Source organism: Pseudomonas sp. 203-8, assembly GCF_020708595.1.
Lineage (GTDB): Bacteria > Pseudomonadota > Gammaproteobacteria > Pseudomonadales > Pseudomonadaceae > Pseudomonas > Pseudomonas aeruginosa.
Map to the genome: position 1 here is coordinate 346,243 of NZ_JAJFDF010000010.1, position 21,501 is coordinate 367,743.

Annotated in this window: 20 protein-coding genes; 13 read left to right on the forward strand and 7 right to left on the reverse strand. The window is 67.3% G+C overall.

All coding sequences use genetic code 11. The features are described from left to right. Positions 1-17: 17 nt before the first annotated feature. Positions 18-491: an Lrp/AsnC family transcriptional regulator gene (locus tag LJF27_RS24310; RefSeq protein ID WP_003100361.1), complete on the reverse strand. Its 474-nt coding sequence runs from the start codon at positions 489-491 to the stop codon at positions 18-20. A gap of 132 nt (positions 492-623) precedes the next feature. On the opposite strand from LJF27_RS24310, the gene LJF27_RS24315 reads away from it, so the two are divergent. Further along, on the forward strand, positions 624-1,016 hold the full coding sequence (locus tag LJF27_RS24315) for a hypothetical protein (protein WP_003088646.1): 393 nt from the start codon (positions 624-626) through the stop codon (positions 1,014-1,016). 153 nt (positions 1,017-1,169) lie between these two features. Further along, entirely contained in the window at positions 1,170-2,171 is a 1,002-nt protein-coding gene (locus LJF27_RS24320; protein ID WP_003121709.1) for a bile acid:sodium symporter family protein, read from the forward strand. 54 nt (positions 2,172-2,225) lie between these two features. Here the strand turns inward: LJF27_RS24320 and gorA are convergent, their stop codons facing one another. Continuing rightward, on the reverse strand, positions 2,226-3,581 hold the full coding sequence (gene gorA, locus LJF27_RS24325) for a glutathione-disulfide reductase (protein ID WP_003100366.1): 1,356 nt from the start codon (positions 3,579-3,581) through the stop codon (positions 2,226-2,228). Between the two features lie 144 nt (positions 3,582-3,725). Here gorA and LJF27_RS24330 point away from each other — a divergent pair, with 144 nt between their 5' ends. Next, entirely contained in the window at positions 3,726-4,148 is a 423-nt protein-coding gene (locus LJF27_RS24330; protein WP_003100368.1) for a VOC family protein, read from the forward strand. Positions 4,149-4,328: 180 nt separating this feature from the next. Here the strand turns inward: LJF27_RS24330 and galU are convergent, their stop codons facing one another. Continuing rightward, positions 4,329-5,168, reverse strand: a complete 840-nt coding sequence (gene galU / locus LJF27_RS24335; RefSeq protein WP_003088639.1) for a UTP--glucose-1-phosphate uridylyltransferase GalU — start codon at positions 5,166-5,168, stop codon at positions 4,329-4,331. A gap of 47 nt (positions 5,169-5,215) precedes the next feature. Beyond that, positions 5,216-6,577 carry a UDP-glucose 6-dehydrogenase gene (locus LJF27_RS24340; RefSeq protein WP_016253509.1) on the reverse strand — a complete coding sequence of 454 codons (1,362 nt, stop codon included), beginning with the start codon at positions 6,575-6,577 and terminating at the stop codon, positions 5,216-5,218. 153 nt (positions 6,578-6,730) lie between these two features. Here LJF27_RS24340 and LJF27_RS24345 point away from each other — a divergent pair, with 153 nt between their 5' ends. Further along, the gene (locus LJF27_RS24345; RefSeq protein ID WP_023116590.1) at positions 6,731-6,955 is read left to right on the forward strand and encodes a DUF3203 family protein; all 225 of its coding nucleotides are present in this window, start codon (positions 6,731-6,733) and stop codon (positions 6,953-6,955) included. A gap of 5 nt (positions 6,956-6,960) precedes the next feature. Here the strand turns inward: LJF27_RS24345 and amrR are convergent, their stop codons facing one another. Next, entirely contained in the window at positions 6,961-7,593 is a 633-nt protein-coding gene (gene amrR, locus LJF27_RS24350) for a TetR family transcriptional regulator AmrR (protein ID WP_003088626.1), read from the reverse strand. 164 nt (positions 7,594-7,757) lie between these two features. On the opposite strand from amrR, the gene mexX reads away from it, so the two are divergent. The 3 genes from mexX to LJF27_RS24365 are packed head-to-tail and all read left to right on the forward strand — an operon-like array spanning position 7,758 to position 12,319. Beyond that, entirely contained in the window at positions 7,758-8,948 is a 1,191-nt protein-coding gene (gene mexX, locus LJF27_RS24355) for a multidrug efflux RND transporter periplasmic adaptor subunit MexX (RefSeq protein ID WP_003118551.1), read from the forward strand. Positions 8,949-8,963: 15 nt separating this feature from the next. Beyond that, positions 8,964-12,101 (forward strand): multidrug efflux RND transporter permease subunit MexY, encoded by a 3,138-nt coding sequence (gene mexY / locus LJF27_RS24360; RefSeq protein WP_023116591.1) that lies wholly within the window; start codon positions 8,964-8,966, stop codon positions 12,099-12,101. Continuing rightward, on the forward strand, positions 12,101-12,319 hold the full coding sequence (locus LJF27_RS24365) for a hypothetical protein (RefSeq protein WP_003100379.1): 219 nt from the start codon (positions 12,101-12,103) through the stop codon (positions 12,317-12,319). Before mexY ends, LJF27_RS24365 begins: the two co-directional genes overlap by 1 nt. 22 nt (positions 12,320-12,341) lie before the next feature. Here the strand turns inward: LJF27_RS24365 and LJF27_RS24370 are convergent, their stop codons facing one another. Continuing rightward, positions 12,342-13,271 (reverse strand): SdiA-regulated domain-containing protein, encoded by a 930-nt coding sequence (locus tag LJF27_RS24370; protein ID WP_003088602.1) that lies wholly within the window; start codon positions 13,269-13,271, stop codon positions 12,342-12,344. 192 nt (positions 13,272-13,463) lie between these two features. Between LJF27_RS24370 and liuR the strand changes: the two genes are divergently transcribed. The 6 genes from liuR (at position 13,464) to liuE (ending at position 20,508) form a co-directional block, all read left to right on the forward strand. Next, positions 13,464-13,868, forward strand: a complete 405-nt coding sequence (gene liuR / locus LJF27_RS24375; protein WP_012614228.1) for a liu genes transcriptional regulator LiuR — start codon at positions 13,464-13,466, stop codon at positions 13,866-13,868. A 48-nt stretch (positions 13,869-13,916) separates the two neighbouring features. Further along, positions 13,917-15,080 (forward strand): isovaleryl-CoA dehydrogenase, encoded by a 1,164-nt coding sequence (liuA, locus tag LJF27_RS24380; protein ID WP_003100385.1) that lies wholly within the window; start codon positions 13,917-13,919, stop codon positions 15,078-15,080. A 122-nt stretch (positions 15,081-15,202) separates the two neighbouring features. Next, positions 15,203-16,810 (forward strand): methylcrotonyl-CoA carboxylase subunit beta, encoded by a 1,608-nt coding sequence (liuB, locus tag LJF27_RS24385; RefSeq protein ID WP_003100387.1) that lies wholly within the window; start codon positions 15,203-15,205, stop codon positions 16,808-16,810. A 13-nt stretch (positions 16,811-16,823) separates the two neighbouring features. Then, on the forward strand, positions 16,824-17,621 hold the full coding sequence (locus LJF27_RS24390; protein ID WP_003450449.1) for a gamma-carboxygeranoyl-CoA hydratase: 798 nt from the start codon (positions 16,824-16,826) through the stop codon (positions 17,619-17,621). Next, positions 17,618-19,585 (forward strand): methylcrotonyl-CoA carboxylase subunit alpha, encoded by a 1,968-nt coding sequence (liuD, locus tag LJF27_RS24395; protein WP_023116592.1) that lies wholly within the window; start codon positions 17,618-17,620, stop codon positions 19,583-19,585. Before LJF27_RS24390 ends, liuD begins: the two co-directional genes overlap by 4 nt. Positions 19,586-19,605: 20 nt before the next feature. Beyond that, positions 19,606-20,508, forward strand: coding sequence for a bifunctional 3-hydroxy-3-isohexenylglutaryl-CoA lyase/hydroxymethylglutaryl-CoA lyase (gene liuE, locus LJF27_RS24400; RefSeq protein WP_003100393.1), 903 nt, complete (start codon positions 19,606-19,608; stop codon positions 20,506-20,508). A 67-nt stretch (positions 20,509-20,575) separates the two neighbouring features. Here liuE and LJF27_RS24405 read toward each other — a convergent pair whose 3' ends face one another. Next, positions 20,576-21,379: an IclR family transcriptional regulator gene (locus tag LJF27_RS24405; protein WP_003111362.1), complete on the reverse strand. Its 804-nt coding sequence runs from the start codon at positions 21,377-21,379 to the stop codon at positions 20,576-20,578. Positions 21,380-21,501: the final 122 nt, after the last annotated feature.

Here is a 21,501-nt window from a genome sequence, read left to right on the forward strand (position 1 = left end):
GCGTTCTCCGGGAAGGCTCAGGGAGCGAGCAGGGGCAAAGTAGTGGTGGATTTGATTTCCGACAAGGCGACGATGGAGTTCACTTCCTGGATGCCCGGCACCGCCGACAGCTTCTCGAAGAAAAAGCGTTCGTAGGATTCGATATCGCGGGTGACGATACGCAGCATGAAGTCCACCGCGCCCATCAGTACGTGGCACTCCAGCACCTCGGGAAACTGGTGCATCGCCTCGGCGAAGTCGGTGAGGTTCTTGCGCCCATGGGCGTTGAGCTTGATCTGGGCGAATACCTGGGTATTCAGGCCGATTTTCTTGCGGTCGAGCAGGGTCACCTGCTTGCGGATCACCCCCTCCTCCTTCAGGCGCTGGATGCGCCGCCAGCAGGGCGACTGGGAAAGTCCGATGCGCTCGGCGATCTCGGCGGTGGAAAGCGAGGATTCCTCCTGCAGCAACGCAAGAATACGCTGATCGTATATATCCAATGGAATGGACATAAATATTCCCTACAAAGAAAAATATAGGAATCAAGTATGCACATATAGCGCAAAATCACGCAAAAACAGGAGAAAAAATCCGGCACGCCTCTGGGAGAATTTCTCTCGTCGAAACACTGCCTGGAGCGTCACATGTCAACCCTCGCCCCCCTTTTCCTGGCCAAACACCCTGACGGCGAAGAACGCCAGGTGATCCGCCCGAACGTCTGGGAAACCTCCTGCGCAGATACCGAGACCCTGTCGATCTTCCATATCGAGGGCATGGCCGATCCGGACCTGTTGTGCCGGGTGCTCAACCTGTTCGCCGTGCAATCCTTCACCCCGGAGCGGGTTCGTGCCGACCGCGAGGACCACAAGATCCGCCTGCTGCTGACCTTCCCCGGCCTCAGCCAGCACCGCGCCAGCGTGATCGCGGAGAAGCTGCGCTCGCTGGTCACCGTGCTCGCCGTCCGCCTGGAGTTCTCTCCCCATGCCGGCAAGGTCCGTCCCAGCGTCAGCGAGCCGCTGCTGGCCAGCGTCGTCTGAGCCCCTCGGGGCGGCGCGGCGGCCGCCCTGTCCATTCGGCGTCATCGGCTGGCCTTCTGGCGTTAGCCGGTCGCCCAGCCCATGGCTACAGTGCAGGTTCGCCAGGCAGCCAGAAGACTGCCATGTGTTCCCCCGATCCTGCAGAGCGTGCCCATGTCCCGACCGCGTTTCCTTCCGGATAACTTCACCCTGGCGCTGATCGCCACCGTCCTTCTCGCCACTTTCCTGCCCTGCAGCGGCCAGACCGCCGTGGTCTTCGAATGGGTGACCAACATCGGCATCGGCCTGCTGTTCTTCCTCCACGGCGCCAAGCTGTCGCGCCAGGCGATCATCGCCGGCATGACCCACTGGCGCCTGCACCTGCTGGTGTTCGCCTGCACCTTCGTGATGTTCCCGCTGCTCGGCCTGGCGCTGAAACCGGCACTGTCGCCGATGGTCACCCCGGAGCTGTACCTCGGCATCCTGTTCCTCTGCGCCCTGCCGGCCACGGTGCAATCCTCCATCGCCTTCACCTCGCTGGCGCGCGGCAACGTGCCGGCAGCGGTATGCAGCGCTTCCGTGTCGAGCCTGCTCGGCGTATTCCTTACCCCGCTGCTGGTCAAGCTGCTGCTCGGCGCCGAAGGCGAGACCGGCAACGCGCTGGACGCCATCGGCAAGATCACCCTGCAACTGCTGGTACCCTTCATCGCTGGCCAGGTCCTGCGGCGCTGGATCGGCACCTGGGTGGAGCGCAACAAGCCGGTGCTGCGCTATGTCGACCAGGGCTCGATCCTGCTGGTGGTCTACACCGCCTTCAGCGCCGCGGTGATCCAGGGCCTGTGGCACGAAGTACCCTGGCTGGCGCTGCTCGGCCTGACCGTCGCCTGCTGCGTGATCCTCGCCCTGGCCCTGGTGCTGACCACGGTGCTGGCGCGACGCCTGGGCTTCAGCAAGGAAGACGAGATCACCATCGTCTTCTGCGGTTCGAAGAAGAGCCTGGCCACCGGCGTGCCCATGGCCAAGGTGCTGTTCGCCACCAGTGCGGTGGGGCCGATGGTGTTGCCGCTGATGCTGTTCCACCAGATCCAGCTGATGGTCTGCGCGGTGCTCGCGCAACGCTACGCCAGGCGCCGCGACGACGCAGCGGCGGCGCTGGCCGAGGCCCCCTCGCGCTGAGCGCGAAAATGAAAGAAGCCGGCCCAGGGGCCGGCTTCTTCGTTCAGACGCGGCTCAGCGCGTCGGCGTGCGCAGGGTGACGAACTCTTCCGCCGCGGTCGGGTGGATGCCGATGGTCTCGTCGAACGCCTGCTTGGTCGCCCCGGCCTTCATCGCCACCGCAATACCCTGGAGGATCTCGCCGGCCTCGGCGCCGACCATGTGGCAACCCAGCACCCTGTCGTCGTGGGCATCCACGACCAGCTTCATCAGGGTCTTTTCCTGGTCGTCGGTAAGGGTCAGCTTCATCGGCCGGAAGCGGCTCTCGAAGATCTTCACCTTGTGCCCGGCGCTCAGCGCCTCCTCCTCGGTCAGGCCGACGGTGCCGATGTTGGGCAGGCTGAACACCGCGGTGGGAATCAACTTGTAGTCCACCGGGCGATACTCCTCCGGCTTGAACAATCGCCGTGCCACCGCCATACCCTCGGCCAGCGCCACGGGGGTCAACTGGACGCGACCGATCACGTCACCGAGGGCGAGTATCGACGGTTCGCTGGTCTGGTAGTGCTCGTCGACCGCGATGAAGCCCTTGTCGGTCAGCTTCACAGCTGTGTTTTCCAGGCCCAGGTCGTCCAGCATCGGCCGCCGCCCGGTGGCGTAGAACACGCAGTCCGCCTCCAGCACCCGGCCGTCCTTGAGGGTCGCGGCCAGGCTGCCATCGGCCTGTTTGTCGATACGGGCGATGTCGCTGTTGAACTGCAGGTCCAGGCCCTTCTTGCCCAATTCGTCGCGCAGATGCTCGCGGACGCTGCGGTCGAAGCCGCGCAGGAACAGGTCGCGACGGTAGAGCAAGGTGGTCTCGGCGCCGAGCCCGTTGAAGATCGAGGCGAACTCGACGGCGATGTAGCCGCCGCCGACCACCAGCACGCGGCGCGGCAGGCGCTCGAGGAAGAACGCTTCGTTGGAGGTGATCGCGTGTTCCTTGCCGGGAATGTCCGGCACCTGCGGCCAGCCACCGGTGGCGACGAGAATGTGCTTGGCGCTGAAGCGCTGGCCGTCCACCTCGACGCTGTGCGCATCGAGCAGACGGGCGTGACCTTCGAGCAAGGTCACCCCGCTGTTCACCAGCAGGTTGCGGTAGATCCCGTTGAGCCGCTGGATCTCGCGGTTCTTGTTGCCGATCAGGGTCGCCCAGTCGAACTGCGCCTCGCCGGCGCTCCAGCCATAGGCCCGGGCCTGCTCGAAGTCCTCGCTGAAATGCGCGCCATAGACCAGCAGCTTCTTCGGCACGCAGCCGACGTTGACGCAGGTGCCACCCAGGTAGCGACTCTCCGCCACCGCGACACGGGCACCGAAGCCGGCGGCGAAGCGGGCGGCGCGTACGCCCCCTGAGCCGGCGCCGATGACGAACAGATCGAAATCGAAAGACATGTTCCTACTCCTGGATCAGATGCGTTCCAGCATAACCCATTCACCAGCGTCGGCTCCCGCCGGATCGACGCAGAAACCTGTCGAAACGGCTCAGCGCAGGGCCTGGCAGGCGATGGGCTATGCTTGTCCGTGGAGGTAAGCGCGATGTCCCCCACCCTCACCCACCTGGCGCTGCACGTCCCCGACCTCGACGCCTGCATCGCCTTCTACGAAACCTTCTGCGGCATGCGGGTGATCCACCGGCGCCCCGGCAAAGGCTCGCAAATCGTCTGGATGGCCGAACCCGGCCAGGAACAACGCTTCATCTTCGTCATCATGCCCGGCGGCCAGCCGCGCAACCTGGCCAGCGACGATTACAGTCATTTCGGCTTCGCCCTCTCCAGCCGCGCCGCGGTAGACGATCTGGCGCGCCGCGCCGAGGCCGCCGGCTGCCTGGTCTGGGCGCCGCGCGACGAGCCCTATCCGGTCGGCTACTACTGCGGCCTGCGCGATCCCGCGGGCAACTATGTGGAGTTCAGCTACGGCCAGCCGCTGGGCCCGGGTTCCGAGGCGCTGCCGATTCCCTGACCGGGCGCGGAGGCGCCGCGTGGCCCAGGCCAGGCTGGCGGGGTTATTCGCCCGACGCCAACAACGCCACGCCCGCCGACAGCTCAGGTAGGGCGGATACCCCCCATGGCCGTTCGCCTCATACGAAAAACGCCGCGCCCCCATCGGGGACGCGGCGTTCTTCATCGGGAACGGCGAGGCTCAGTGAGCCTTGCCGGTCTTGTAGAGGTTTTCGTAGCAGAAGTTGGTCGCCTCGATGTAACCCTCGGCGCTGCCGCAGTCGAAACGCTTGCCCTTGAACTTGTAGGCCAGCACGCAGCCGTCCTGGGCCTGCTTCATCAGGGCATCGGTGATCTGGATCTCGCCGCCCTTGCCCGGTTCAGTCTGCTCGATCAGGTCGAAGATGTCCGGGGTCAGGATGTAGCGGCCGATGATCGCCAGGTTCGACGGCGCCTCTTCCGGCTTCGGCTTCTCGACCATGGTGTTCACCCGGAAGATATCGTCGCGGATCATCTCGCCGGCGATCACGCCGTACTTGTTGGTCTCTTCCGGCGGCACTTCCTGGATCGCCACGATGGAGCAGCGGAACTGGTTGTACAGCTTGACCATCTGCTTCAGCACGCTGTCGCCTTCGAGGTTCAGGCACAGGTCGTCGGCCAGGACCACGGCGAACGGCTCGTCGCCGATCAGCGGACGACCGGTGAGGATGGCGTGGCCGAGGCCCTTCATCTCCACCTGGCGGGTGTAGGCGAAGGTGCACTCGTCGATCAGCCGACGGATGCCGACCAGGTACTTTTCCTTGTCGGTGTTGCGGATCTGGTGTTCCAGCTCGTAGCTGATGTCGAAGTGGTCTTCCAGCGAACGCTTGCCGCGGCCGGTGACGATGCCGATCTCGGAAAGGCCGGCTTCCAGCGCCTCCTCCACCGCGTACTGGATCAGCGGCTTGTTCACCACCGGCAGCATTTCCTTGGGCATGGCCTTGGTGGCCGGGAGGAAACGAGTGCCGTAACCGGCGGCCGGGAAAAGACATTTCTTGATCATGAGAATCCTTCGACATGGACGAAGTATGCGGATGGCGCGCAGTCTAATCAGGCTGCGCTCGCCTTACAATGCCCGGCCCTTGGACGTCCTATGCCCTGGTAGATGAAGCCCAGTTCCGCCATCCGCGCCGGTGCGTAGAGATTCCGACCGTCGACCAACAGGGGAGTTCGCATGGATCCACGGATTTTCTGGAAGTCCGGCTGGCGGAACTGTTTCCACTCGGTCACCAGCACCAGGGCATCGGCGCCCTCGACGGCCGCGTAGGGCGAGTCGTGGAGCGTCAACTGGGCGCACGCCAGCGCGTCCGGATAGCGTGCCGCGACCCCGGCGTTGGCCACCGGGTCATGGGCCCTGACCCGCACCCCGTGGCGCAGCAGCGCCTCCAGCAGGACCAGGCTCGGCGCCTCGCGCAGGTCGTCGGTACCCGGCTTGAAGGCCAGCCCCCAGAGCGCCACCGTGCGCCCTTGCCAGCGTCCCTGGAACAGTTCGCCGAGGGTCTCGAAGAGCAGTTCCTTCTGCCGCGCGTTGCGCGCTTCCACCGCACGCAGTATCTGGCTGTCGAAGCCCTGTTGCTCGGCGCTGCGGATCAGCGCGCGGACGTCCTTGGGAAAGCACGAGCCGCCGTAGCCGCAGCCGGCGTAGATGAAATGGGTACCGATGCGCTTGTCGCTACCCATGCCGCGGCGCACGTCCTCGATGTCGACGCCGGTGAGGGCGCACAGCCCGGCCATCTCGTTCATGAAGGAAATCTTGGTGGCGAGGAAGGCATTGGCCGCGTACTTGCTGAACTCGGCCTCGCGGCGCCCCATCAGCAGGACCCGTTCGTGATTGCGCAGGAACGGCGCGTAGAGCTGGCGCAGGGTTTCCCCGGCCTGCGTCTCGGCGCTGCCGATGATGACCCGGTCCGGGCGCCTGAAGTCGTCCACCGCCGAGCCTTCCTTGAGGAACTCCGGATTGCTCGCCACCGCCACCCGGAAGCGCTTGCGCCGGCGCGCCAGGCCCAGGCGGATGATCTCTTCGACCCGTTCGGCGGTGCCCACCGGCACGGTCGACTTGTTGACCACGATGCAGGCCTGGCGCAGTTGCGCGCCAAGTTGCTCGGCGACCGCCAGCACGTGGCTGAGGTCGGCCGAGCCGTCCTCGCCGCACGGCGTGCCGACGGCGATGAACACCACTTCGGCGTCGGCCAGGCCTTCCGCCAGGCTGGCGGTGAAGGTCAGGCGGGCGGCGTCCAGCTGATCGCGCAGGATGCTTTCCAGGCCCGGTTCGTAGATCGGCATCTCGCCGCGTCTCAGCCGCGCGACCCGCTCGCGGTCACGCTCCACGCAACGCACCTGGTTGCCCATCTCGGCGAAACAGGCCGCCGTCACCAGTCCCACATAGCCCGCACCAATCACGCATAGCCGCATGGCGTCGTCCTCCGCTGGCCTCGCCCTCTCTCTGCGGACGATTGCAGCCAAGCGCGGTGGCAGGCGCGTGACGCTGGCGTGAAGCTACCGTGACAGAACCCGCGCGGATGCCCGGGGTCCACCCAAGGTAGGCGGAAAAAACAGGAGGCTCCCATGTCCATCGAAATCGATTCGGAACAAGGCGTCTGCAGCGTGGAGATCGAAGGCAGCCGGCATCGCGCGCCGGTCGACAGCCTGCGCATCGGTACCGACGCCGAGGCGCGCCTGTCGGTGCTCTACATCGACGGCAAGCGCCTGCACATCAGCGAGGAAGACGCCCAGCGGCTGGCGGTCGCCGGCGCCGAGGACCAGCGCAGGCACCTGATGGCGGACGATTGACGCCCTCAGGCGTCCGCCAGCAACAGGTAGGGAGAACTGCGCAGGCTGTCGAGGCCGGCGCGGAACATGCGTTCGGCGCGGTTCCAGGGATCGTCGCGCAGGCGCTCGGTCCAGGCCAGGGTGCCGCAGATGCCGTCCCAGAGCGATTGCAGATAGATGCTGGCCAGCTCGACGTCCAGCCGCGCCGGCAGTTCGCCGCGCTCCACCGCCCGGCGGATCTGCCGGAGGCCGAAGCGTTGCCCCTGCTTCTCGAGCAGCTCGCGGCGGCGCAACAGCGGCTCGTTCTCGTCGCTGCGTTCGCACTTGAGGTAGAGGATCTCCAGCACCCGCTGCACCGAACCGGGCTCGCAGCACTGGCGGAGAAAGCCCATGCCGGCGCGCAGGAGGATATCCAGCGCCGGCACCCTGGCGTTTTCGTCGGGTACCTCGATCTGGCCGAAGGCGCGGTCGCACATCGCCAGGCAGACCTCGATCTTGTTCTTGTAGTGGCCGTAGACCGCACCGCGAGAAACCCCGGCGGCGTCCGCCAGGTCGGCCATGGCAGTAGTGCCCACGCCCTTTTCCAGGAAAACCCGCTCGGCGGCATCGAGTATGCCGTCGCGGGTTTTCTGGGATTCCTCTTTGGTTTTCCTGGCCACTGAACGTCCTCACAAGGGAAAGGCGCCGCAGATCATAAGGATATGTTACAGAAACGCCAATTAATTAATCATTCATGATTGATTATATGCTACTGTCGCGCCGCTCGTGAGTTGCGGTGCCCTTTCCCGGGCAAGCTCGCGAGTTCACGAATCGAGGGACACCCATGCACATCCAATGGACCGGCTCGCTGCGCGGGCTGCTGGCGGCCCTGGTCGCCCTATTCCTGCTGGGCTGCGAAGAAGCAGCGGACGCCGGGAAGACTGCGGAGGCCCCCGCCGAGGTCGGCGTGATCGTCGCCAGGCCGGCGCCTATCGGCATCACCAGCGAGCTGCCCGGACGCCTGGAAGCGTACCGCCAGGCTGAAGTGCGGGCGCGCGTCGCCGGCATCGTCACCCGTCGCCTGTACGAGGAAGGCCAGGACGTCCGCGCCGGCACCGTGCTGTTCCAGATCGACCCTGCGCCCTTGAAGGCGGCCCTGGACATCAGCCGCGGCGCCCTGGCCCGGGCCGAGGCCAGCCACGCGGCGGCGGCCGACAAGCTCAAGCGCTACGCCGACCTGATCAAGGACCGCGCCATCAGCGAACGCGAGTACACCGAAGCGCAGACCGACGCGCGCCAGGCCCTGGCGCAGATCGCCTCGGCCAAGGCCGAACTGGAGCAGGCCCGCCTGCGCCTGGGCTACGCCACGGTCACCGCGCCGATCGACGGCCGCGCGCGGCGCGCGCTGGTCACCGAAGGCGCGCTGGTCGGCGAGGACTCGCCGACACCGCTGACCCGCGTCGAGCAGATCGATCCGATCTACGTGAACTTCTCCCAGCCGGCCGGCGAAGTCGCCGCCATGCAGCGGGCGATCCGCGAAGGCCAGGTGAAGGGTGTCGCCGACAAGGACATCGCCGTGCGCCTGGTCCTGGCCGACGGCAGCGAGTACCCGCTGGCCGGCGAGCTGCTGTTCTCCGACCTGGCGGTCGACCCCGGCACCGACACCATCGCCATGCGTGCCCTGTTCCGCAATCCGCATCGCGAATTGCTGCCCGGCGGCTACGTGCAGGTGCGCCTGCAGCGCGCGGTGAACCCGCAGGCGATCACCGTCCCGCGCGACGCGCTGATCCGTACCGCCCAGTCCGCCGTGGTCAAGGTGGTCAACCCACAGGGCGTGGTGGAAGACGTGGAGGTCCGCGCCGACACCCTGCAGGGCCGCGACTGGATCATCAGCCGCGGGCTCAAGGGCGGCGAGCGTGTGATCGTCGAGAACGCCGCCCAGCATGCCGCCGGCTCCAGCGTCCAGGCGGTGGTCCGCCAGCCGGCCAGCGCCGACGCCCCCTCACCGCTGGCCGCCTCGCCGGCGGGCCAGTGACGGAGAACGCTACGAATGGCTCGTTTCTTCATTGACCGGCCGGTCTTCGCCTGGGTGATCTCCCTGCTGATCGTGCTCGCCGGGGTCCTGGCGATCCGCTTCCTGCCGGTCGCCCAGTACCCGGACATCGCGCCGCCGGTGGTCAACGTCAGCGCCAGCTATCCCGGCGCCTCGGCCAAGGTGGTCGAGGAAGCGGTGACCGCGATCATCGAGCGCGAGATGAACGGCGCGCCCGGCCTGCTCTACACCAAGGCCACCAGCAGCACCGGCCAGGCCTCGCTGACCCTGACCTTCCGCCAGGGCGTGAACGCCGACCTCGCCGCGGTGGAAGTGCAGAACCGCCTGAAGATCGTCGAGTCGCGCCTGCCCGAATCGGTGCGGCGCGACGGCATCTACGTGGAGAAGGCGGCGGACAGCATCCAGCTGATCGTTACCCTTACCTCCTCCAGCGGCCGCTACGACGCCATGGAGCTGGGCGAGATCGCCTCGTCCAACGTGTTGCAGGCGCTGCGCCGGGTGGAGGGCGTGGGCAAGGTCGAGACCTGGGGCGCCGAGTACGCCATGCGCATCTGGCCCGACCCGGCCAAGCTGACCTCGATGAACCTCAGCGCCAGCGACCTGGTCAACGCCGTGCGCCGGCACAACGCCCGCCTCACCGTGGGCGACATCGGCAACCTCGGGGTCCCCGACTCGGCGCCGATCAGCGCCACGGTGAAGGTCGACGACACCCTGGTGACGCCCGAGCAGTTCGGCGAAATTCCGCTGCGCATCCGCGGCGACGGCGGCGCGATCCGCCTGCGCGACGTGGCCCGCGTCGAGTTCGGCCAGAGCGAGTACGGCTTCGTCTCGCGGGTCAACCGAATGACCGCCACCGGCCTGGCGGTGAAGATGGCGCCCGGCTCCAACGCGGTGGCCACCGCCAAGCGCATCCGCGCCACCCTCGACGAGCTGTCGCGCTACTTCCCGGAGGGCGTGAGCTACAACATCCCCTATGACACCTCGGCGTTCGTCGAGATCTCGATCAGGAAGGTGGTCAGCACCCTGCTCGAGGCGATGCTGCTGGTGTTCGCCGTGATGTACCTGTTCATGCAGAACTTCCGCGCCACCCTGATCCCGACACTGGTGGTGCCGGTGGCCCTGCTGGGCACCTTCACGGTGATGCTCGGCCTGGGCTTCTCGATCAACGTGCTGACCATGTTCGGCATGGTCCTGGCGATCGGCATCCTGGTGGACGACGCGATCATCGTGGTGGAGAACGTCGAGCGGCTGATGGCCGAGGAAGGCCTGTCGCCGCACGACGCCACGGTCAAGGCGATGCGCCAGATCAGCGGGGCCATCGTCGGCATCACCGTGGTGCTGGTCTCGGTGTTCGTGCCGATGGCGTTCTTCAGCGGCGCGGTGGGCAACATCTACCGCCAGTTCGCGGTGACCCTGGCGGTCTCCATCGGCTTCTCGGCGTTCCTCGCGCTGTCGCTGACCCCGGCCCTGTGCGCCACCCTGCTGCGCCCGATCGACGCCGACCACCATGAGAAGCGCGGCTTCTTCGGCTGGTTCAACCGCGCCTTCCTGCGCCTGACCGGACGCTACCGCAACGCGGTGGCCGGCATCCTCGCCCGGCCGATCCGCTGGATGCTGGTCTACGCCCTGGTCATCGGCGTGGTCGCCCTGCTCTTCGTGCGCCTGCCGCAGGCGTTCCTGCCGGAAGAGGACCAGGGCGACTTCATGATCATGGTGATGCAGCCCGAAGGCACGCCGATGGCGGAGACCATGGCCAACGTCGGCGACGTCGAGCGCTACCTGGCGGAGCACGAACCGGTGGCCTACGCCTATGCGGTCGGCGGCTTCAGCCTGTACGGCGACGGCACCAGCTCGGCGATGATCTTCGCCACCCTGAAGGACTGGTCGGAACGCCGGGAGGCCAGCCAGCACGTCGGCGCCATCGTCGAGCGCATTAACCAGCGCTTCGCCGGCCTGCCCAACCGTACGGTGTATGCGATGAACTCGCCGCCGCTGCCGGACCTGGGTTCCACCAGCGGCTTCGACTTCCGCCTGCAGGACCGTGGCGGGGTTGGCTACGAGGCCCTGGTCAAGGCCCGCGACCAGTTGCTGGCGCGCGCCGCCGAAGACCCGCGCCTGGCCAACGTGATGTTCGCCGGCCAGGGCGAGGCGCCGCAGATCCGCCTGGACATCGACCGGCGCAAGGCGGAGACCCTCGGCGTGAGCATGGACGAGATCAACACCACCCTGGCGGTGATGTTCGGCTCGGACTACATCGGCGACTTCATGCACGGCAGCCAGGTGCGCAAGGTGGTGGTCCAGGCCGACGGCGCCAAGCGCCTGGGCATCGACGACATCGGCCGGCTTCACGTGCGCAACGAGCAGGGCGAGATGGTGCCGCTGGCGACGTTCGCCAAGGCCGCCTGGACCCTCGGCCCGCCGCAACTGACCCGCTACAACGGCTATCCCTCGTTCAACCTCGAGGGCCAGGCCGCGCCGGGCTACAGCAGCGGCGAAGCCATGCAGGCGATGGAGCAATTGATGCAGGGCCTGCCCGAGGGCATCGCCCACGAGTGGTCCGGCCAGTCCTTCGAAGAACGCCTGTCCGGCGCCCAGGCGCCGGCGCTGTTCGCCCTCTCGGTGTTGATCGTGTTCCTCGCCCTGGCCGCCCTCTACGAAAGCTGGTCGATCCCGCTGGCGGTGATCCTGGTGGTGCCGCTGGGCGTACTCGGCGCACTGCTCGGGGTGAGCCTGCGCGGTCTGCCCAACGACATCTACTTCAAGGTCGGCCTGATCACCATCATCGGCCTCTCGGCGAAGAACGCCATCCTCATCATCGAGGTGGCCAAGGACCATTACCAGGAAGGCATGAGCCTGCTGCAGGCGACCCTGGAGGCCGCGCGCCTGCGCCTGCGACCGATCGTCATGACCTCGCTGGCGTTCGGTTTCGGCGTGGTCCCGCTGGCGCTCTCCAGCGGCGCCGGTTCCGGCGCCCAGGTCGCCATCGGCACCGGGGTGCTCGGCGGGATCGTCACCGCCACGGTACTCGCGGTGTTCCTGGTACCGCTGTTCTTCCTGGTGGTCGGGCGCCTGTTCCGGTTGCGCAAGGCGCCGCGCACCGGCAACTCGCCCCAGATCCCCACGGAGCAAGCCTGATGCCCCTAGCGAAACTCTCGCTCCCCACCCTGGCACTGTGCGTCGGGCTGCTCGGCGCCTGCTCGCCGACGCCTCGCCAGCCGCGCGCGGCCCCCATCGTTCCGGCCAACGGCCCCGACCTTCGGGGCAAGCTGGACGACTGGCAACAGCAGTTCACCGACCCGCTGCTGCGACAGATGATCGGCTACGCGCCGGCGCTATCCGGCGCGCAAGCCTGAATTCCGCCGTCCTTTTCCCACCCTAGTCGGCCGCTGGCAGCGCTCGGCTGAAGCGGTAGAACAGGTTCGGCTCGCTGACCACGTACAGGCTGCCCCGGTCGTCCATCGCCAACCCTTCGGCCTGCGGCACGTCGTCCGTCAGGCCATGGTTGCCGCCACGCAGGGTCAGGCTGCCGAGCGGATCCCCGGCGCGATCCAGTTCGATGACCACCCGCGACTCGTCGGAAAGCACCAGCAGGTGATCGCTGGCCTTGTCGTAGTAGAGGCTCGACAGATCGGTGAGGAACAACCCGCGATCGCGCTGCGGGTCGCCGCCGACGCTCAGGTCGAGCGCCTCGCCGCGGTCGTTGAAGAAGCCGTTTACCTCGATGATGCCCACCGGCGCCTTTTCCCGGGCCACGAACAGGCGCTCGCGCAGCGGGTCGTAGGCCAACCCCTCGAAGCCCTTGTTGCGCTTGTTTGCACTGCCCAGGGAGAACTTCCGGGCGTTGCGCGGATCGTCGATGTCGATCACCCGGGTGTCGGCGTCGACATGGATCTCCACCAGGCGTTGGCGACGCTCCTCGGCGACCACGTAGACGCCGGGCCGGATGTACTCGATAGCCTCCGGATCCTGGAAACCGCGCAGGGGGATGCGTCGCAGCAATTCGCCGTCCAGCGACAGCTCGAGGAAATGCGGGTCCTGGTTGGTCACGCTGACCAGGCTGCGCCGGCTGGGGTCGAAGGACAGCGCCGAGACGTTGGACTCCGCGCCCAGCACGCGGGCTTCGATATCGACCCGATAGTCGGCCAGGCGCAGGGCGTTCTCGCGCGCAACATCGCCGCCGTAGCGCTGCTCCAGCTTGAACCAGATTCGCTCGAACGCGCGCTGCTGCTGGCCCGCCACCAGCAGCGCAAGCAACGCGGCGAGCAGGCAAGCCAGCAGCGTCCTGTAGGTCATCAGCCGACTCATCGTTACGACTCCTCCGAGAAACACAGTGTTCGGCGAAGCAGAACAGAGCCATCCGCGCCCTTTCATGAGGCGCCGATTAAATCTTTCTGACAAGCATCTTTCACGGCTGTCATTTTTCCCCCGTTCCAGGCGTTGACAGGATTTCGGTGCAGCTTTACGTTAACGTAAAGGTAAACAAGCAGGTGCCTGCGCATGTCCATCACCTACACCATCTCCGATCTCGCCCGCGAACTGGACATCACCACCCGCGCCATCCGCTTCTACGAGGAGCAAGGCCTGCTCTCCCCCGAGCGACGCGGCCAGGAACGCATCTATTCGCCGCGCGACAAGGTCAGCCTGAAGCTGATCCTGCGCGGCAAGCGCATCGGTTTTTCCCTCGCCGAATGCCGCGAACTGATCGAGCTCTACGACCCGGACCCGAGCAGCGGCAACCAGAAGCAGTTGAACACCATGCTGGAGAAGATCGCCGAGCGCCGCGCCCAGCTGGAACAACAGTTGCTGGACATCGAACAGATGCAGCTGGAACTGGATACTGCCGAGGAGCGCTGTCGAGCGGCACTGATCAAAAGCTATAACAAACAGACAGTTGAAACATAAACCTCATTCAAAGCTTTAAACCGGACAAGCACAATTACAGGTGAAAGCATGACCTATCCCAGCCTCAACTTCGCCCTCGGCGAAACCATCGACATGCTCCGCGACCAGGTCCGCGGCTTCGTCGCCGCCGAACTGCAGCCGCGCGCCGCGCAGATCGACCAGGACAACCAGTTCCCCATGGACATGTGGCGCAAGTTCGGCGAGATGGGCCTGCTCGGCATCACCGTCGACGAAGAGTACGGCGGTTCGGCGCTGGGCTACCTGGCCCACGCCGTGGTCATGGAAGAGATCAGCCGGGCCTCGGCCTCGGTGGCGCTCTCCTATGGCGCGCATTCCAACCTCTGCGTCAACCAGATCAAGCGCAACGGCAACGCCGAACAGAAGGCCCGCTACCTGCCGGCCCTGGTATCCGGCGAACACATCGGTGCGCTGGCGATGAGCGAACCCAACGCCGGCTCCGACGTGGTCTCGATGAAGCTGCGCGCGGACCGGGTCGGCGACCGCTTCGTTCTCAACGGCAGCAAGATGTGGATCACCAACGGTCCCGATGCCCATACCTATGTGATCTACGCCAAGACCGACGCGGACAAGGGCGCGCACGGGATCACCGCGTTCATCGTCGAGCGCGACTGGAAAGGCTTCAGTCGCGGGCCGAAGCTGGACAAGCTGGGCATGCGCGGCTCGAACACCTGCGAACTGATCTTCCAGGACGTCGAGGTACCCGAGGAGAACGTCCTCGGCGCGGTCAACGGCGGGGTCAAGGTACTGATGAGCGGCCTCGACTACGAGCGCGTGGTGCTTTCCGGCGGCCCGGTGGGAATCATGCAGGCGTGCATGGACGTGGTGGTGCCGTACATCCATGACCGCCGCCAGTTCGGCCAGAGCATCGGCGAATTCCAGCTGGTCCAGGGCAAGGTGGCCGACATGTACACCGCCCTCAACGCCAGCCGCGCCTACCTGTACGCCGTGGCCGCCGCCTGCGACCGCGGCGAGACGACCCGCAAGGACGCCGCCGGGGTGATCCTCTACAGCGCCGAGCGCGCCACCCAGATGGCCCTGGACGCGATCCAGATCCTCGGCGGCAACGGCTACATCAACGAGTTTCCCACCGGCCGCCTGTTGCGCGACGCCAAGCTCTACGAGATCGGCGCCGGCACCAGCGAGATCCGCCGCATGCTGATCGGCCGCGAGCTGTTCAACGAAACCCGCTGAAGCCTCGCTCTTCCCGGCCCTTTGCCGCCAGGGAGAGGGCATTCCATTGCATCGACAGGCGCATCGCCAGGTCGGGAGCGGGCGCCAACCGCTTCCGCCCACCTCGACACGGAGCCACCGCCATGGCCATCCTGCACACCCAGATCAATCCACGCTCCGCCGAGTTCGCGGCCAACGCCGCGACCATGCTGGAACAGGTCAACGCCCTGCGCACCCTCCTCGGCCGCATCCACGAAGGCGGAGGTAGCGCCGCCCAGGCCCGGCACAGCGCGCGCGGCAAGCTGCTGGTGCGCGAACGCATCAACCGCCTGCTCGACCCCGGCTCGCCGTTCCTCGAGCTTTCCGCCCTCGCCGCCCACGAAGTCTACGGCGAAGAGGTCGCCGCCGCCGGCATCGTCGCCGGGATCGGCCGGGTCGAAGGGGTGGAATGCATGATCGTCGGCAACGATGCCACGGTGAAGGGCGGCACCTACTATCCGCTGACCGTGAAGAAGCACCTGCGGGCCCAGGCCATCGCCCTGGAGAACCGCCTGCCATGCATCTACCTGGTGGACTCTGGCGGCGCCAACCTGCCGCGCCAGGACGAGGTGTTCCCCGACCGCGAGCACTTCGGCCGGATCTTCTTCAACCAGGCCAACATGAGTGCCCGCGGCATCCCGCAGATCGCCGTGGTCATGGGCTCCTGCACCGCCGGCGGGGCCTACGTGCCGGCGATGTCCGACGAAACCGTGATGGTGCGCGAACAGGCCACCATCTTCCTCGCCGGGCCGCCGCTGGTGAAGGCCGCTACCGGCGAGGTGGTCAGCGCCGAGGAACTTGGCGGCGCCGACGTGCACTGCAAGGTCTCAGGGGTCGCCGACCACTATGCCGAGGACGATGACCATGCCCTGGCCATCGCCCGCCGCTGCGTCGCCAACCTCAACTGGCGCAAGCAGGGCCAGCTGCAATGCCGTGCACCGCGCGCGCCGCTGTACCCCGCCGAGGAGCTGTACGGGGTGATTCCCGCCGACAGCAAGCAGCCCTACGACGTGCGCGAAGTGATCGCACGGCTGGTGGACGGCTCCGAGTTCGACGAATTCAAGGCGCTGTTCGGCACCACCCTGGTCTGCGGCTTCGCCCACCTGCACGGCTATCCGATCGCCATCCTGGCCAACAACGGGATCCTCTTCGCCGAGGCCGCGCAGAAAGGCGCGCACTTCATCGAGTTGGCCTGCCAGCGTGGCATCCCGCTGCTGTTCCTGCAGAACATCACCGGTTTCATGGTCGGCCAGAAGTACGAGGCTGGCGGCATCGCCAAGCACGGCGCCAAGCTGGTGACCGCGGTGGCCTGCGCGCGGGTGCCGAAGTTCACCGTGCTGATCGGCGGCAGCTTCGGCGCCGGCAACTACGGCATGTGCGGACGCGCCTACGACCCGCGCTTCCTGTGGATGTGGCCGAACGCGAGGATCGGCGTGATGGGCGGCGAACAGGCCGCCGGGGTGCTCGCCCAGGTCAAGCGCGAGCAGGCCGAGCGCGCCGGCCAGCAGCTCGGCGTCGAAGAGGAGGCGAAGATCAAGGCACCGATCCTCGAGCAGTACGAGCACCAGGGCCATCCCTACTACTCCAGCGCGCGACTGTGGGACGACGGCGTGATCGATCCGGCGCAGACCCGCGAGGTGCTCGCCCTGGCGCTTTCCGCCGCCCTCAACGCCCCCATCGAGCCGACCGCCTTCGGCGTGTTCCGCATGTGACGAGCAGACCAGCATGAGCGAATTCCAGACCATCCAGCTTGAGATCGACCCGCGCGGCGTAGCCACCCTGTGGCTGGACCGGGCGGAAAAGAACAACGCCTTCAATGCCGTCGTGATCGGCGAACTGTTGCAGGCCATCGATCGCGTCGGCAGCGACCCGCAGGTCCGCCTGCTGGTGCTGCGCGGCCGTGGCCGGCACTTCTGCGGCGGTGCCGACCTGGCCTGGATGCAGCAGTCGGTGGACCTCGACTACCAGGGCAACCTGGCCGACGCCCAGCGCATCGCCGAACTCATGACCCATCTCTACAACCTGCCCAAGCCGACCCTGGCGGTGGTCCAGGGCGCGGTGTTCGGCGGCGGGGTCGGCCTGGTCAGTTGCTGCGATATGGCCATCGGCAGCGACGACGCGACCTTCTGCCTGTCCGAGGTACGCATCGGCCTGATCCCGGCGACCATCGCCCCGTTCGTGGTCAAGGCCATCGGCCAGCGCGCCGCGCGGCGCTATTCGCTGACCGCCGAGCGCTTCGACGGACGCCGCGCCAGCGAACTGGGCCTGCTCAGCGAAAGCTGTCCCGCCGCCGAACTGGAAAGCCAGGCCGAGGCCTGGATCGCCAACCTGCTGCAAAACAGCCCGCGCGCCCTGGTCGCCTGCAAGGCGCTCTACCATGAGGTCGAGGCCGCCGAGCTGAGCCCGGCGCTGCGCCGCTACACCGAGGCGGCCATCGCCCGCATCCGCATCAGCCCGGAAGGCCAGGAAGGCCTGCGCGCCTTCCTGGAGAAACGCACGCCCGCCTGGAGAAACGACGCATGAACCCGGACTACCGCAGCATCCAGCGCCTCCTGGTCGCCAACCGCGGCGAGATCGCCTGCCGGGTGATGCGCAGCGCGCGCGCCCTCGGCATCGGCAGCGTCGCCGTGCACAGCGACATCGACCGCCACGCCCGCCACGTCGCCGAAGCCGACATCGCCGTCGACCTGGGCGGCGCCAAGCCCGTCGACAGCTACCTGCGCGGCGACAGGATCATCGCCGCCGCCCTCGCCAGCGGCGCCCAGGCGATCCACCCCGGCTACGGCTTCCTCTCGGAGAACGCCGACTTCGCCCGCGCCTGCGAGGAAGCCGGCCTGCTCTTCCTCGGACCGCCGGCGGCGGCCATCGACGCCATGGGCAGCAAGTCGGCCGCCAAGGCGCTGATGGAAGAAGCCGGCGTGCCGCTGGTGCCCGGCTATCACGGCGAAGCCCAGGACCTCGAGACTTTCCGCCGGGAAGCCGGGCGCATCGGCTACCCGGTGCTGCTCAAGGCCGCCGCTGGCGGCGGCGGCAAGGGCATGAAGGTGGTGGAGCGCGAGGCCGAGCTGGCCGAGGCCCTTTCCTCCGCCCAGCGCGAGGCCAAGGCCGCCTTCGGCGACGCGCGGATGCTGGTGGAGAAATACCTGCTGAAGCCGCGCCACGTGGAGATCCAGGTATTCGCCGACCGCCATGGCCACTGCCTGTACCTCAACGAACGCGACTGTTCGATCCAGCGCCGCCACCAGAAGGTCGTCGAGGAAGCCCCCGCCCCCGGTCTCGGTGTGGAACTGCGCCGGGCCATGGGCGAGGCCGCGGTACGCGCGGCGCAGGCGATCGGCTACCTCGGCGCCGGTACCGTCGAATTCCTCCTCGACGAACGCGGCCAGTTCTTCTTCATGGAAATGAACACCCGCCTGCAGGTGGAACACCCGGTCACCGAGGCCATCACCGGCCTCGACCTGGTCGCCTGGCAGATCCGCGTCGCTCGCGGCGAGGCGCTGCCGCTGACACAGGAACAGGTGCCGCTGAACGGCCACGCCATCGAAGTGCGGCTCTACGCGGAAGACCCCGAGGGCGGCTTCCTCCCCGCCAGCGGCCGCCTGGCGCTGTACCGCGAAGCGCCCGCCGGCCCCGGCCGGCGGGTCGACAGCGGGGTACGCGAAGGCGACGAGGTCTCGCCGTTCTACGACCCGATGCTGGCCAAGCTGATCGCCTGGGGCGAAACCCGCGAGGAAGCCCGCCAGCGCCTGCTGGCGATGCTGGCGGAAACCTCGGTCGGCGGCCTGCGCACCAACCTGGCGTTCCTCCGCCGCATCCTCGGCCATCCGGCGTTCGCCGCCGCCGAACTGGACACCGGGTTCATCGCGCGCCACCAAGACGACCTGCTGCCGGCGCCGCAAGCGCTGCCGGAGCATTTCTGGCAAGCCGCCGCCGAAGCCTGGCTGCAGAGCGAACCGGGCCACCGTCGCGACGACGACCCGCATTCGCCGTGGAGCCGCAACGACGGCTGGCGCAGCGCCCTGGCGCGGGAGGCCGACCTGATGCTGCGCTGCCGCGACGAACGCCGCTGCGTCCGCCTGCGCCACGCCAGCCCCAGCCAGTATCGCCTGGACGGCGACGACCTGGTCAGCCGGGTGGACGGTGTCACCCGTCGCTCGGCGGCGTTGCGCCGCGGACGCCAGTTGTTCCTCGAATGGGAGGGCGAACTGCTGGCCATCGAAGCCGTCGACCCGATCGCCGAGGCCGAGGCCGCCCATGCCCACCAGGGCGGTTTGAGCGCGCCGATGAACGGCAGTATCGTGCGGGTCCTGGTCGAGCCCGGCCAGACGGTCGAAGCCGGCGCCACCCTGGTGGTGCTGGAGGCGATGAAGATGGAGCACAGCATCCGCGCGCCCCACGCCGGGGTAGTGAAGGCGCTGTATTGCAGCGAGGGCGAACTGGTCGAGGAAGGCACGCCGCTGGTGGAGCTGGACGAGAACCAGGCCTGACAGCCAAGACGAGGAACAGCATGAACCTGCCGAAGAAGGTCCGCCTGGTGGAGGTCGGTCCGCGCGACGGACTGCAGAACGAGAAACAGCCGATCGAGGTGGCCGACAAGATCCGCCTGGTCGATGACCTGAGCGCCGCCGGCCTGGACTACATCGAAGTGGGCAGCTTCGTCTCGCCCAAGTGGGTGCCGCAGATGGCCGGCTCGGCCGAGGTATTCGCCGGCATCCGCCAGCGTCCCGGCGTGACCTACGCGGCGCTGGCGCCGAACCTGAAAGGCTTCGAGGCGGCGCTGGAGTCGGGAGTGAAGGAAGTGGCGGTGTTCGCCGCCGCGTCGGAAGCCTTCTCCCAGCGCAACATCAACTGCTCGATCAAGGACAGCCTGGAGCGCTTCGTACCGGTGCTGGAGGCGGCGCGCCAGCACCAGGTGCGGGTGCGCGGCTACATTTCCTGCGTGCTCGGCTGTCCCTACGACGGCGATGTCGATCCGCGCCAGGTCGCCTGGGTCGCCCGCGAACTCCAGCAGATGGGCTGCTACGAAGTGTCCCTGGGCGACACCATCGGCGTCGGCACCGCCGGTGCCACCCGCCGGCTGATCGAGGCGGTGGCCAGCGAGGTTCCCCGCGAGCGCCTCGCCGGGCACTTCCACGACACCTACGGGCAGGCCCTGGCGAACATCTACGCCAGCCTGCTGGAAGGCGTCGCGGTATTCGACAGCTCGGTGGCCGGCCTCGGCGGTTGTCCCTACGCCAAGGGCGCCACCGGCAACGTCGCCAGCGAAGACGTCCTCTACCTGCTGAACGGCCTGGAGATCCATACCGGGGTCGACATGCACGCCCTGGTCGACGCCGGCCAGCGCATCTGCGCGGTGCTCGGCAAGAGCAACGGATCGCGAGCGGCGAAGGCGTTGCTGGCCAAGGCCTGAGAAGCGGCGGATAACCGCGGGCGGTTATCCGCCCTACCTGACATCACCCTCAGGCTCGGAGACTGCATCATCCACCCTGGGTGCCGTCATACCCCATCCGCCAACTGATAGCCCGAGTCGTCGCAAGCAGCCGTTCCGCCGCCGGCCCCTGCTCCTCGGCCTGGAAGATGCTCGCCGGGCCGACCACCGTGAGCACCGCCGCCACCCGCCCGCGGGCGTCGAACACCGGTGCCGAGAGCGCCTCCACCCCAGGCATCAGCAGCCCATGGATCGCATGCAGGCCGCGCGCGCGGATGCCCTCCAGGAGCACCGCGTAGGCCGCCGGGTCGGCCAGCGGATGGTCGGCGCGCCCGGCCAACTCTTCCTCGCGCAGCTCGGCCACCTCGCGTTCCGGCAGGAACGCGGCGAACACCAGGCCGGTGGACGAACCGAGCAGCGGCAGCACCGAGCCGACCTGGGTGACCACCGTCACCGCGCGCACCGCCTGTTCCACCTGTACCACGGTGGCGCCACGGTTGCCCCAGACGGCGAGGAAGCAGGTCTCGTTGAGCACGTCGCGCAGCTCGGCCAGCGGCGCGGCGGCGCTCTTCAGCACGTCCATGCTGTCCAGCGCCGCCAGGCCCACGCGCAGGGCCTCGCGCCCCAGCGAGTAATGATTGGTGGAGGCGTCCTGGACCGCGAAGCCGCTGGCGATCAATGCCTGCAGGTAGCGATGGACCTTGCTCGCCGGCATCCCCACATGCTCCGCCAGGCGCGACAGCGAGGTCGCCGGGGAGAGTTCGGCGAGGGCCTTGAGGATATCGGTACCGACTTCGGCGGAGCGGACCTTCTGCTTGCCGGAGGTTTCGGCGGGACTGCTGTTCTTTTCCATGGACGCGGGTTCCTGCGGGCGGGGCCGACGTTATAGCTTGACGCTGCCTTCCACTCAAATTACGTTATGCGTAATTGAATTACGATAAAAATAACGCAGCCAGCGTGCCAGGTCCCCGGCGG

What these genes read in the sequence shown, in the direction of transcription:
- galU (WP_003088639.1), bottom strand. Translation starts at nt 5,168, where the DNA reads ATGATCAAGAAATGTCTTTTCCCGGCCGCCGGTTACGGCACTCGTTTC.
- liuD (WP_023116592.1), top strand. Translation starts at nt 17,618, where the DNA reads ATGAACCCGGACTACCGCAGCATCCAGCGCCTCCTGGTCGCCAACCGC.
- LJF27_RS24405 (WP_003111362.1), bottom strand. Translation starts at nt 21,379, where the DNA reads ATGGAAAAGAACAGCAGTCCCGCCGAAACCTCCGGCAAGCAGAAGGTC.
- mexX (WP_003118551.1), top strand. Translation starts at nt 7,758, where the DNA reads ATGCACATCCAATGGACCGGCTCGCTGCGCGGGCTGCTGGCGGCCCTG.
- LJF27_RS24340 (WP_016253509.1), bottom strand. Translation starts at nt 6,577, where the DNA reads ATGCGGCTATGCGTGATTGGTGCGGGCTATGTGGGACTGGTGACGGCG.
- mexY (WP_023116591.1), top strand. Translation starts at nt 8,964, where the DNA reads ATGGCTCGTTTCTTCATTGACCGGCCGGTCTTCGCCTGGGTGATCTCC.
- liuA (WP_003100385.1), top strand. Translation starts at nt 13,917, where the DNA reads ATGACCTATCCCAGCCTCAACTTCGCCCTCGGCGAAACCATCGACATG.
- gorA (WP_003100366.1), bottom strand. Translation starts at nt 3,581, where the DNA reads ATGTCTTTCGATTTCGATCTGTTCGTCATCGGCGCCGGCTCAGGGGGC.
- LJF27_RS24365 (WP_003100379.1), top strand. Translation starts at nt 12,101, where the DNA reads ATGCCCCTAGCGAAACTCTCGCTCCCCACCCTGGCACTGTGCGTCGGG.
- LJF27_RS24320 (WP_003121709.1), top strand. Translation starts at nt 1,170, where the DNA reads ATGTCCCGACCGCGTTTCCTTCCGGATAACTTCACCCTGGCGCTGATC.
- LJF27_RS24330 (WP_003100368.1), top strand. Translation starts at nt 3,726, where the DNA reads ATGTCCCCCACCCTCACCCACCTGGCGCTGCACGTCCCCGACCTCGAC.
- liuE (WP_003100393.1), top strand. Translation starts at nt 19,606, where the DNA reads ATGAACCTGCCGAAGAAGGTCCGCCTGGTGGAGGTCGGTCCGCGCGAC.
- liuB (WP_003100387.1), top strand. Translation starts at nt 15,203, where the DNA reads ATGGCCATCCTGCACACCCAGATCAATCCACGCTCCGCCGAGTTCGCG.
- LJF27_RS24370 (WP_003088602.1), bottom strand. Translation starts at nt 13,271, where the DNA reads ATGAGTCGGCTGATGACCTACAGGACGCTGCTGGCTTGCCTGCTCGCC.
- LJF27_RS24345 (WP_023116590.1), top strand. Translation starts at nt 6,731, where the DNA reads ATGTCCATCGAAATCGATTCGGAACAAGGCGTCTGCAGCGTGGAGATC.
- LJF27_RS24390 (WP_003450449.1), top strand. Translation starts at nt 16,824, where the DNA reads ATGAGCGAATTCCAGACCATCCAGCTTGAGATCGACCCGCGCGGCGTA.
- liuR (WP_012614228.1), top strand. Translation starts at nt 13,464, where the DNA reads ATGTCCATCACCTACACCATCTCCGATCTCGCCCGCGAACTGGACATC.
- LJF27_RS24315 (WP_003088646.1), top strand. Translation starts at nt 624, where the DNA reads ATGTCAACCCTCGCCCCCCTTTTCCTGGCCAAACACCCTGACGGCGAA.
- LJF27_RS24310 (WP_003100361.1), bottom strand. Translation starts at nt 491, where the DNA reads ATGTCCATTCCATTGGATATATACGATCAGCGTATTCTTGCGTTGCTG.